This is a genomic window from Kitasatospora sp. MY 5-36 (assembly GCF_001182915.1).
Taxonomy (GTDB): domain Bacteria; phylum Actinomycetota; class Actinomycetes; order Streptomycetales; family Streptomycetaceae; genus Kitasatospora.
The window spans coordinates 1-10484 of sequence record NZ_LFVW01000187.1 but is presented as its reverse complement, the minus strand read 5'-3'; the positions used below and the strand labels follow the sequence as shown (position 1 = coordinate 10484).

Annotated in this window: 10 protein-coding genes; 3 read left to right on the top strand and 7 right to left on the bottom strand. The window is 75.6% G+C overall.

The window, feature by feature from the left end; translation table 11 throughout:
* The 6 genes from AE652_RS13855 to AE652_RS13830 all read right to left on the bottom strand — a co-directional run.
* On the bottom strand, positions 1 to 1210 hold a 1210-nt coding region (locus AE652_RS13855; protein WP_049651642.1), incomplete at its 3' end, for a membrane protein.
* A gap of 225 nt (positions 1211 to 1435) precedes the next feature.
* Entirely contained in the window at positions 1436 to 2590 is a 1155-nt protein-coding gene (locus AE652_RS49210) for an LPXTG cell wall anchor domain-containing protein (protein ID WP_159028443.1), read from the bottom strand.
* A gap of 390 nt (positions 2591 to 2980) precedes the next feature.
* A complete protein-coding gene (locus tag AE652_RS13845; protein WP_049651640.1) occupies positions 2981 to 3562 on the bottom strand; it encodes an NAD(P)H-dependent oxidoreductase in 582 nt (193 codons plus the stop codon).
* 156 nt (positions 3563 to 3718) lie between these two features.
* The gene (locus AE652_RS13840) at positions 3719 to 4603 is read right to left on the bottom strand and encodes an NAD(P)-dependent oxidoreductase (protein WP_049651639.1); all 885 of its coding nucleotides are present in this window, start codon (positions 4601 to 4603) and stop codon (positions 3719 to 3721) included.
* 110 nt (positions 4604 to 4713) lie between these two features.
* Positions 4714 to 5145, bottom strand: coding sequence for a hypothetical protein (locus tag AE652_RS13835; protein ID WP_049651638.1), 432 nt, complete (start codon positions 5143 to 5145; stop codon positions 4714 to 4716).
* A 152-nt stretch (positions 5146 to 5297) separates the two neighbouring features.
* Complete coding sequence (locus tag AE652_RS13830) at positions 5298 to 5858, bottom strand: heme-binding protein (protein ID WP_049651637.1); 561 nt, start codon at positions 5856 to 5858, stop codon at positions 5298 to 5300.
* Between the two features lie 291 nt (positions 5859 to 6149).
* Here AE652_RS13830 and AE652_RS13825 point away from each other — a divergent pair, with 291 nt between their 5' ends.
* Together AE652_RS13825 and AE652_RS13820 are read left to right on the top strand one after the other, a co-directional pair.
* A complete protein-coding gene (locus tag AE652_RS13825; protein WP_082345709.1) occupies positions 6150 to 7454 on the top strand; it encodes a sensor histidine kinase in 1305 nt (434 codons plus the stop codon).
* 63 nt (positions 7455 to 7517) lie between these two features.
* Positions 7518 to 8180 (top strand): response regulator transcription factor, encoded by a 663-nt coding sequence (locus AE652_RS13820; RefSeq protein WP_049651636.1) that lies wholly within the window; start codon positions 7518 to 7520, stop codon positions 8178 to 8180.
* A 558-nt stretch (positions 8181 to 8738) separates the two neighbouring features.
* Here the strand turns inward: AE652_RS13820 and AE652_RS13815 are convergent.
* Positions 8739 to 9218 (bottom strand): hypothetical protein, encoded by a 480-nt coding sequence (locus AE652_RS13815; protein ID WP_074001845.1) that lies wholly within the window; start codon positions 9216 to 9218, stop codon positions 8739 to 8741.
* 394 nt (positions 9219 to 9612) lie between these two features.
* Between AE652_RS13815 and AE652_RS13810 the strand changes: the two genes are divergently transcribed.
* Positions 9613 to 10395, top strand: a complete 783-nt coding sequence (locus AE652_RS13810) for an alpha/beta fold hydrolase (RefSeq protein WP_049651634.1) — start codon at positions 9613 to 9615, stop codon at positions 10393 to 10395.
* Positions 10396 to 10484 lie beyond the last annotated feature (89 nt).

Here is a 10484-nt window from a genome sequence, read left to right as displayed (position 1 = left end):
CGCCCCGACCGCCCCGGCGGCCGGTGCCGCCGCTGCCGCCGTCGCCCGGTGCGCCGGGCCGCTGCCGCCGGGACCGCTGGGTGGGCCAGAACAGCACGTACCCGGCGGAGACCACCACGAAGGCGAGCCGGACGAAGCCGCGGGCCGCGTCGGACGGGAGCAACAGCGTGCCGCCGTACAGCGCGGCCAGCGCGATCCAGCTCCACCACGGGACGAGCCGCTTCTGCCCGACGGCGTCCCAGAGCAGGGTGCCGAGCAGGATCGAGGCCGTGTAGTACGTGTAGACGCTCGGGTCGAGCAGGATGCGGGCGTCCGCGCCCAGCAGCACCACGGCCGGCCAGCGGCCGCGCCAGACGGCGACGCAGCCGAGCCCGATGCCGAGCGCGAACTGGGTCGGCCGGTCCCACCAAGGGGTGGCCGGGTCGGTGACCCCGAACCAGCGCAGCGCGGAGGCGGGCTGGTTCGGGATGGTGAACTTGGCGGCCGCCATGGTGTCCAGGTTGCCCAGGTAGAACGGCAGCCAGGCGATCGCCACCAGGGCGCAGAACCAGACCGCGGTGCGCAGCCAGGCGGGCCGGGGCAGCGCCAGGATCAGCGGGGCGAAGGCGATCGCCCAGGGCTTGGAGTCCACCGCCAGCGCCAGGAAGACCGCGACCTGGACGGGCTTGCCGCGGGCCAGGGCGTGCGCGGCGAGGGTGGTGAAGAACAGCGCGAGGACGTCGTCCAGGTGCGCGAAGCGGACCGAGACCTCGACCCACATCGGGATGAACGCCAGCCCGGCGATCAGCAGCCGCTGCTGCAGCCGCCGGTGGTTGGTCCCGGTGCCGAGGTAGTACAGGGCCGCGGTACGGCCGACCACGACCAGCATCACCAGGCCCAGCCCGGCGCTCACCGCCTCGGCGATCAGCTCGCCGGTGTGCGGTGCGAACGGGGCGGTGAGCCGGGCCGCGGCCAGGCTGACCGGGCCGATCTGGAGCTCCGGGTGGTGGGCGTAGAGCGACAGGCCGCCGTCGGGCTGGCCGCTGAAGAGCAACTGCTCGCCCTGGCGCAGGTAGTGCCAGGAGAAGCCGCCGCTGGGCTCGACCAGGAGGAACCAGAGCACCGTCCAGGCGGTCAGCAGGACGTGGTGCCTCCGGAGCGGCAGCCCGGCTATCCGCCCGGTCGTCGCCTCGTAGTCGGTGGTGGTCCGTGCCGTGCGTGCTACCCGCACCTGTCCTCTCCCCGCCGTTCCGCCCCCCTCCGGCCGGACATCCTATGTGACGGAGGAGAACCGTCCGGACCGCCCGCAGGACGGCCCGGGTCGGCCCCCGGAACGGCCCGTGCCGCCCGCGGATCCGTCCGAGGGGACGGTGCGGGCGGCACGGGGGTGTTCCGGATCAGTGCGCTTCGGGTCGGCGCGCCTCGGGTCGGCGTGCTTGCGTCAGCGCGCTTCGCCTCAGCCCTGCTGGGCGGACTTGCGACGGCGCAGCACCACGAGGGTGCCGACACCGGCCACCAGGACGGCGCCGCCGGTGGCCGCGATCGCGGTGGTGTTGCTACCGCCACCGGTCTGGGCCAGGGCCTTGTCGCTGCCGTCCGCGGCGGCCTTGGCCTTGTCGACGGCGGCCGGGGTCAGCGGCGGCGGGGTGATGACCGGGGGCTCCACCGGGAAGTCGATCGGGCCCGAGGTGTCGCCGCTGCTCTCGACCGGGGCCGGGGCGGTGGCCGAGCCGGAGGGCTCACCGGTGGCCGGAGTGGTCGGCTTCTCGGTCGGCTTCTCGGTCGGCTTCTCGGTGGGCTTCTCGGTCGGGGTGTCGGTCGGCTTGCCGGTGGGCGTCTCGGTCGGCTTCTCGGTCGGCGTGACGGTCGCGGTGGCCGACGGCGAGCCGCTCGCGGTCGGGCTGGGCTTGCCCGTCTGGGACTGGGTCGGCGTCGGGCTGGGCTTGCCGGTGTGCGTCGGGGTCGGCTTGCCGCCCGGCGCCTTGATGGTGAAGCCCACGCCGCCGTCGCAGCTGAGGTGGCCGTTGTCGACCGGCTGGTGGGTGGAGTCGTCGAGCTGGGCGGCGAAGACGACCGGGACGACGCCGGCCCGGCCGAGCGGGGCGCCGTCGGTGAAGGACGCCCGGACCTTGATCGGGACGTTCTTGCCGCGGTTCACCCCGAGCAGGTCGTCGGCGACCGGGTTGCCGGCCGAGTCGAGGGTGCCGAGCATCATCAGGACGGAGCTGTTCTTCTCGCCGCTCTGGTCGGGGGCGACCACGGCGGTCTGCCACTCGCCGCCGGGGAGCCGGTACTGGACCTTGAGGTCCTTCGCCTGGAGCGAGCCCGCCTTGTTCTTGAACTTGAGCAGCGGGATGAAGACGAAGTCGTGCTTCGTCCGGTTGTCGATCTTGAAGGTGAACTCGCGGGCGTCGCCGCCGGCGATGAAGGTGCCGGGCACGCCGTTCAGCGAGAGGTCGAGGCTCGCGCGCGACGCCTTGTCGGCCTGCGAGGCGACGGCGGACGGGGTGCTGGTGGCACCGACGGCCATGGCGCCCTGGGCGCCGGCCAGGACGAGCGAGGACGCGAGCGCGGCGGCCCCGGCAAGGGCAAGACTGCGACGTATGGACAAGGGAGACCTCACGGAAGTGTCCGGGCGAGGCCCGGGCGCGAGGGGGCGGCCGAAGAACGCCGCGGACCCCCCGCGAAAGCTGAAAGTGCGACGGAGAGTACCGAACGACGGGACCGGTCCGGAAGGCGGGTGGCACACTGCGGTCCGGGCCCGGGAGAGGGCTGCCCGATTCGTCCAACTCTGGCCGTCCGTACGCCTTTTGCGCTCGGCCGGGGCGGCAGCCGGATGACGGGTACACGCCCGGAGGACGGTACCGCACGACCCCCGGCGGCGGGCGGCGCGTGCGCGCGGCCCCGGCCCGCCGGGGGTCGGTCCGTGAGGGGCGGCCGTGCGGAACCGGCCGCGAGGGTTCTGCCCCGAGGGGCCGGCCCGGAAGGCCGGCCCGGAGGATCAGCCCGCGAAGAAGGACTTGGCCGCGATCACCGCGCGCTCGTCCGCCAGCGCCTCGCCCGGGCGGGTGCCGTGGCCCAGCAGCACCCCGCCCCAGCGCATCCCCATGTAGTCGGCGGTCAGCCGGAGGGTGCCGATCAGCGGCTCGGCGTTGTCGTCGTCCTCGGTGGCGAGGGCGGTCACGCCCCAGATGGTGCCGCCGCGCATCCCCTCGCGGAACTCCACGCCGGGCACCCGGAACCAGGCCGACCAGTAGTCGAGGTAGAGCTTGGCGCTGGTCGGCAGCGCGTACCAGTACAGCGGCGCGACGAAGACCAGGTCGGTGGCCGCCAGGGTGGCGTCCAGCAGCGTCCGCTCGTGGCCGGCCGGCTCGGGGTACGTGCCGTCGCCGGTGTGCCGCAGGTCCCGGAAGGGCGGCAGCGGGTGCTCGTCCAGCCGCAGCCACTGCTGCTCGGCACCGGCCGGCAGGCTCGACTCGGCGGCCAGCCGGGCGAGCCGGGCCGAGTTGCCGTCGGGGCGCGCGCTGGCGTCGAGGAACAGGAAACGGCGCGGCGTCTCGGCGCCGGGCGGCTGATCGCCCATCAGGACTCCTCCGTGGTACGTACGGTGCGGACGCAGGAGTGAGCAGCCGTCGGACGCCGGTTTATTCCGCGCCCGCGCCAACCGCCGGGCGGCAGCCGGGGATTGGCGGGCGCGGGTCCGGTCCGGCAGCCCGGCCCGGGGGCCGGCGGGCGGAGGTCAGTCGGGCAGCCCGGCCCGGCGGCGGGCGACCTCGGCGACCGCCGCCCAGTCCTTGTCCCCGTCGCCGTGGGCCAGCGCGTCCAGGAAGGCGTCCCGCAGGACGCTGCCGATCGGCAGCGGCACGTTGCGCGCGGCCCCCGCGTCCAGCGCGAGGCCGACGTCCTTGAGGCCGAGCGGCAGCCGGAACCCGGCCGGCTCGTACCGGCGTTCGGCCACCATCGCGCCGTAGCCGGTGTGGATCGGTCCGGGGAAGAGCGTGCCGGTGAGCAGGTCGACCAGGTCGGTCGGCCGGATCCCGTGCGCCTCGGCCAGGCTGCACGCCTCGGCCATCGACTCGATCGCGCAGGCGATCAGGAAGTTGGTGCTGATCTTGACGGTGTTGGCCTGCCGGGGGCTCTCGCCGAAGTGCCAGGTGCGCTCGCCCATCGCGGCGAACAGCGGCTCGGCCCGCTCCAGCAGCTCGGGCGCGCCCGCGACCAGGATGTTCAGCCGCCCCGCCGCCGCGACCGGCGGCCGGCCGAGGACGGGGGCGGCGACGTAGCCGACGCCGTGCTCGGCGTGCAGCGCCTCGGCCCGCTCGGCGAGGGCGAGCGAGACGGTGGCCATGTTGACGTGCAGGGTCGCCCCGGCGCCGGCCAGCAGCGCGGGGTCGAGCAGCAGCCGCTCGACCGCCGCGTCGTTGGCGAGCATGGAGACCACCGTGTCGGCGGCGAACACCTCGGCGAGCGAGCCGGCCGCCTCCGCGCCCTCGGCCACCATGGCGGCCACCGGCTCGGGCGAGCGGTTCCAGACCCGTACGGTGCGGCCGGCCCGCAGCAGGCTGCCGGCCATGCCGCGCCCCATCGCACCCAGCCCCACGAAGCCGATCGTCCGCCCGGTCATCCGCGCACTCCCGTCGCCGCCGCACCGCTCGTATGCGGCCGACTGTACGTCAGAAGTCCTGCGGTTCCCGCCGGTCGGCCGGGGAAGCGCCCCCGGAGCCGGGCCGCTCCTCAGGCGCAGGCGCGGGCCCGGGACGGCAGCCGGGTGCGGTCGGCGGCCGCGCCGCGCTCCAGCTCGGCGACCACCCGGGTGCGCAGCAGCTCGTACTGGGCCTGGAGCCGGCCGGGGCGGGCCGGGCGGGCGACCGGTCGGCCGCGGCCGACCAGCTCGTCCGGCCCGAACTGCTCGCGGGTGAGGTCGATCTCGAAGCCGGTGGCGAAACGGTTCCACCAGTGGAGGTCCGTCCGCACCCCGTCGACGTACACCTCGCCCATCATGAGCTCGCCGCCGAGCAGGTCGTGCACCACCATCGCCGTCACCCCGCACTGACCACGGGCGGGATTGTCGGGACGCCAGTGGGCCAGATCCTCGGGCGCACAGGTGTCGACGCCCCAGGAGGAGCGGATCGCGCGTTCGATGTCGTTGAGGGTCCACGCCGTCATACCGGGAAGCCTGCCACGCGCCACTGACAGCGGCACCGGCTTTTCGAAGGGTCATCCCGTGTTCTGCGGCTACCCTTCCGGCGTTCACCCGAACGAGACCCCGGCCCGGCGGGCCCGGCCCCGGGCGCGGGGCGGGCCCGCCGGGCCCCCGGTCACTTCGCCAGCTCGGCGACGCCCGCCTGCGCGAACTGCTCGTCCAGGTCGCCGCTGGGCGCGCCCGCGACGCCGACGGCCGCGATCGGGGCGCCCTTCGACTGGATCGGGGCGCCGCCGGCCAGGAACAGGGTGCCCGGGATGTCCTTCAGGTTCGGGGCCTGGGCCAGGCGCTTGGCCAGCTCCGAGGTCGGGGCGTTCCAGGACACCGCGGTGAAGGCCTTGCGCTCGGCCGAGACCGGGGCCTGCGGGCCGGCGCCGTCGCCCTTCAGCAGCACCCGGGTGACGCCGTCGCGGTCGACGACCGCGACCGACACGTGCTGGCCGGCCTTGGTGGCCGCGTCCAGGGCGGCCTGGGCGGCGCGGGTGGCGGCGTCGATGGTCAGGCCGCTGCTCGGGGCCAGGTTCTTGTTCTGGGTGTCGGCCTTCGCCGCGGCCGGGACGGCCGGGGTGTCGGTGGACTCGGCGCTGGCCGAGACGGCGCCCACGGTGGCGGCGGCGAGCGCGGCGGCGGCGACGGTGCCGGTCAGCACCCGGGTGCGGACGGAGGTCTTCTTCATGGTCCAGCTCCTCAGCGGATCTGCGGGGTGGGGCGGGGCGGAGTGGGGGAGTTCGGGGGCCGCCGGGCCGTTGGGGGGATCGCCCGGCGGCGTGCTTCGATCCTCCGGCCGGGGAAGGGGCCGCCACATCGGCGGTCCGGCGCGGGCGTCCGGGCATGATGGGGGACGGCGGCGTCAACCGATCGGCTGATGCGGCCCCGGGCCGGACGGGTCACCATCGAGGGATCGGTGCGGGTCGGTGCGGATCGGGACGGGCCCGTGCGGACCGGTACGGGCAGGCGCCGACCGCGCATGCACCACCCGTTCAGCCAGGAGCCACCCGTGCAGCAGCCCCGCCCGACCGCCGGCCGCCCCGCCGCGGACCGCACCGGCGCCGGCGGCGCCCTCGGCCACGACGCCGGCGATCCGGACGCGGGCCGGCTCGCACTGCTGCTGGACTCCGCCTTCCTGCTGCTGCTCGCCGCCGCGCTCAGCCGCTACCTCACCCACCACTCCGGCACCGCGCAGGCGCCCTGGGTGATCGGGCTGAGCGCGGCCCTCGCCGTCGCCCAGCCGGCCGGGTCCTGGCTCGCCCACCGCCGTCCGACCGCCCCGGACCGGCACCGCCGCTGGGCGCTGGCCCTGGTGGTGGCGCTCTGGGTGGTGCTGGTGCTGCTCGCGCCGAGCTTCGCCTGGTGCGCCGTGCCGCTGATCTACACCGGGCTGCGGGTGCTGCCCGCGAAGGCGGCCATCCCGCTGGTCGGCACGCTGACCCTGCTGGTGGTGACCGCCGAGGTCCGGCTGCCCGGCGGCGCCGACGCCACCCTCGTCCTGCTGCCGGCCGCGGTGGCCGGACTCGCCACCGGCGTCTTCCTCTTCATGGCCCGGCAGGCCGCCCGGCAGCGCGCGCTGATCGCCGACCTGGTCCGCACCCGGCGCGAACTCGCCGCCACCGAACGGCGGGAGGGCACCCTGGCCGAGCGCGAGCGGCTGGCGATGGAGATCCACGACACCCTGGCGCAGGGCCTGTCCAGCCAGCAGATGCTGCTCCAGGCCGCCGAGCGCACCTGGGACACCCACCCGGCGACCGCCCGTACCCACGTCCGCACCGCCGCCTCGGTGGCCGCCCGGAACCTGGCCGAGGCCCGCCGCTTCGTCCACGACCTCGCCCCGGCGGAGCTGTCCGACGGCCGCACCCTCGACCGGGCGCTGCGGGCGCTGGCCGAGCGGGAGTCCGCCGAGAGCGGGCTGCCGGTCCGCTTCCACCTGGACGGCGCGCCCGTGCCGCTGCCCGCCGCCGCGCAGGCCGCGCTGCTGCGGATCGCCCAGGGCGCGCTGGCCAACGTCCGCGAGCACGCCGGGGCGTCGACGGCCGCGATCACGCTGTCCTTCCTCGGCGACCAGGCCGTACTGGACATCGCCGACGACGGGCAGGGCTTCGACCCGGGCGCGGCCGGGGGCGGTGCGGGTGTCGGCGCCGGGGGCGGGGGCGGCCGTGGGTACGGCCTGCCGGCGATGCGGGCCCGGCTGCGGCAGCTGGGTGGCAGGCTGACCGTGGAGAGCGCGCCCGGCGAGGGCACCGTCGTCTCCGCCGCGATCCCCCTGGACGACCGATGAGCCCGGAACACCGGTCCCCCGAAGCACAGATGAGCCCGGACGAGCGATGACCCTGGAGCACCGATGAGCACGACTCCCGGCCGGACCACTCCCGTCCGGACCGCTCCCGTCCGGCTGCTGGTCTGCGACGACCACGCCGTGGTGCGGGCCGGACTGCTGGCGCTGCTCGCGAGCGCCGGCGACATCGAGGTGGTCGGCGAGGCCAGCACCGGGGAGGAGGCCGTCGCGCTGGCCGCCCGGCTGGCCCCGCAGGTCGTCCTGATGGACCTCCAACTCGGCGACGGCATCGACGGGGTGGAGGCCACCCGGCGGATCACCGCCACCCCGGACGGGCCGCACGTCCTGGTGCTCACCACCTACGACACCGACGCCGACATCACCCGGGCGATCGCCGCCGGCGCCACCGGCTACCTGCTGAAGGCCGAGCGGCCCGAGGAACTGTTCGCCGCCGTGCACGCGGCCGCGCAGGGCCGCACGGTGCTCTCGCCGCCGGTCGCCTCCCGGGTGATGGCGCAGATGCGGGCGCCCTCGCCGCAGCTCACCGAGCGCGAGCTGGACATCCTCGGACAGCTGGCGCAGGGGCTGGGCAACCGGGAGATCGCCCGGGCGCTGTTCATCAGCGAGGCCACGGTGAAGACCCACCTCGGCCGGATCTACGACAAGTTGGGCGTGGACACCCGGTCGGGCGCGGTGGCGGTGGCGAAGGAACGCCGGCTGCTGCGCTGAGCCCGCCCGCTCTCCCCTCCCCCGGCCGCTTCCCCGGCCGCTTCTCCGGCCGCTTCCCCGGCTGCGCTGGGCGCCCGTCCGGTGTCACAGCGTGCTGCCACGATGCTCGGAATGTCGGATTCCACGGCGGCGTCCAGCACTACGTGTCCGCGCCCGGCGTCGGGCGGCTCGGGCGGCGGACACCCCGGTGGGACGACAAACCGCTGGTCCTGGGCCTTTCCGACCGCCGCGGAGCACTCCGTCACGATGTGGATGTTTTGTGGATTCCGCTATTGACAAACCAACCACGCGGTTTGTTAGTTTGAGATCAACGACGTCCCCGGAGGTGGGGGCTCGCCGGGCCTGTGCGGACCGCTCTCGCCGGAGGGGGGTGTGGCCAGGGGGGAACGGCGGGTTTGCCGGGGTGTCGGGGGGAGCGGCAACGCCGAAGCCGCGCGACGAGGCGGCGTGGAGCGAGTCCGGGGGGACTCGCTCCACGCCTCCCCCGGTCCCCAGCGCCCCTGGTTGGACCAGCGCCCTCGGCCGGACCAGCGCTCCCGGCTGGACCAATGCCCCCGGCTAGACCAGCGCGCTCCAGTACGGGCAGCGGACGTACGGCAGCGGCGGCGCGCAGCGGTCGACGCTCCCGGACAGCACCGGGCCCCGCTCCGAGCGGGCCACTCCGGGCGAGCTCGCCGTCAGCCCGGCCTCGCCCGACTCGCCGAAGCGCAGCTCCAGCCGGTAGCCGTCCGGCGTGGCCGCGGCGACGCCGGGGCGGTCCCGGCCGGCGTTCAGCGAGGTGATGGTCCAGCCGCGCCGCCGCCAGTGCCGCTCCACCACGTCCGCCAGCGCCGCCCGTCGGGACAGCGAGACGACGGTGAGGAGGTCCCGGCCCCGGGTGACGTACCAGAGCAGCTCCGACTCGCGCCCCGGCAGCGGCAGCCGCGCCCCCGCTCGCGCGGGCGCCCCCTGCCAGACCGGCGCCGGACGGACGGCGTCCAGGGTGTCCTGGAGCAGCGTCTCGCAGCGTTCGGTGGCGTCGAGTTGGTCGATCGTCACCTCCGGCCCCGACTCCGCCCCCGGCTCGGACTCCGACCGCCGGACCGGCGCGACCCGCGCACCGCCGGGGCGGCCGGGGCCGCCGCCGCCCGGGCATCCGACGTTCAGTTCGGCACCACCTGACTGCACAGGGCCCTCCGTACTCCCCCGGTGTTCAACCCGGGCCGGCATTCCGTCACTGCTTGGACGGCGGGCGGGTACGGGCAGTTCCCCTCCCGGTTCCGTCCCTCACCGTTCCCACACCTTCAAAATGCACTGCACGGTGCAGTTGAATCACTGATCTGCACTGTGTAGTTTACTTCTCGGGCCGACCGGCCGGGCCGGACCGGCCCACCGGCCGCACCCGGCAGGCCTTCTGACCCGCCGTCCGACCCAGCCATCGAGAGGACCCGCCATGCCCGTCATCACCGTCGGCACCGCCCGCATCCCCTACCGCGTCGTCGGCGACGGCCCCGACACCCTCGTCCTGGTGCACGGCACCGGCCCCGGCTCCGCCATGTGGGACGGCCTGCTGGACTCCTTCACCGACCGCTGGACCGTGCTGCTGCCCGACCTCTCCGGCAGCGCGGCCGCCGAGGACGACGGCGGTCCGCTCGCCCTGGAGGCCCTGGCCGCCCAGGTCGCCGCCGTGATCGAGGACGCCGGCCGCGGCCCCGCCGACATCCTCGGCTTCTCGCTCGGCGCCGTCGTCGCCACCGCGACCGCCGCCCTGCACCCCGGGCGGGTCCGCCGCCTGGTCGCCGCCGCCGGCTGGATCAGCGCGGAACAGGACGAGTACCTGCGGCTCTCCATGGCCACCTGGCTCTCCCTCGCCGACCACCCCGCCGCGTTCGGCGGCTACGCCACCCTCACCGCCTTCAGCCCCGGCTTCCTCGACCGGATCGGGCGCGCCGCCGTCCAGGCCAACACCGCCTACATGCGGCCGACCCCGGGCACCCTGCGGCACATCGCCCTCAACCTCGACCTGGACCTCGGCCCGCTGCTCCCGCGCGTCCAGGCCCCCGCCCTGGTGATCGGCTGCCGCCAGGACGCCACCGTCCCGGTGGAGAACGCCCGCCGGCTGCACGCCGCCCTGCCCGGCAGCGCCTACGCCGAGTTCGACACCGGCCACATCGTGCTCGCCGAGCAGACCGGGGCGTTCACGGGTGCCGTCCGGGACTTCCTCGTCGCCGCGTGACCGCCCGCCGCACGACCACCCGCCGCACGACCGCCCGCCGCCCGCCGAGCGCCGACCACCGACCACCGACCGCCGGGAGGGAGCGAACG

What these genes read in the sequence shown, in the direction of transcription:
- AE652_RS13845 (WP_049651640.1), bottom strand. Translation starts at nt 3,562, where the DNA reads ATGGGCGATCAGCCGCCCGGCGCCGAGACGCCGCGCCGTTTCCTGTTC.
- AE652_RS13840 (WP_049651639.1), bottom strand. Translation starts at nt 4,603, where the DNA reads ATGACCGGGCGGACGATCGGCTTCGTGGGGCTGGGTGCGATGGGGCGC.
- AE652_RS13835 (WP_049651638.1), bottom strand. Translation starts at nt 5,145, where the DNA reads ATGACGGCGTGGACCCTCAACGACATCGAACGCGCGATCCGCTCCTCC.
- AE652_RS13830 (WP_049651637.1), bottom strand. Translation starts at nt 5,858, where the DNA reads ATGAAGAAGACCTCCGTCCGCACCCGGGTGCTGACCGGCACCGTCGCC.
- AE652_RS13825 (WP_082345709.1), top strand. Translation starts at nt 6,150, where the DNA reads ATGCACCACCCGTTCAGCCAGGAGCCACCCGTGCAGCAGCCCCGCCCG.
- AE652_RS13820 (WP_049651636.1), top strand. Translation starts at nt 7,518, where the DNA reads ATGAGCACGACTCCCGGCCGGACCACTCCCGTCCGGACCGCTCCCGTC.
- AE652_RS13810 (WP_049651634.1), top strand. Translation starts at nt 9,613, where the DNA reads ATGCCCGTCATCACCGTCGGCACCGCCCGCATCCCCTACCGCGTCGTC.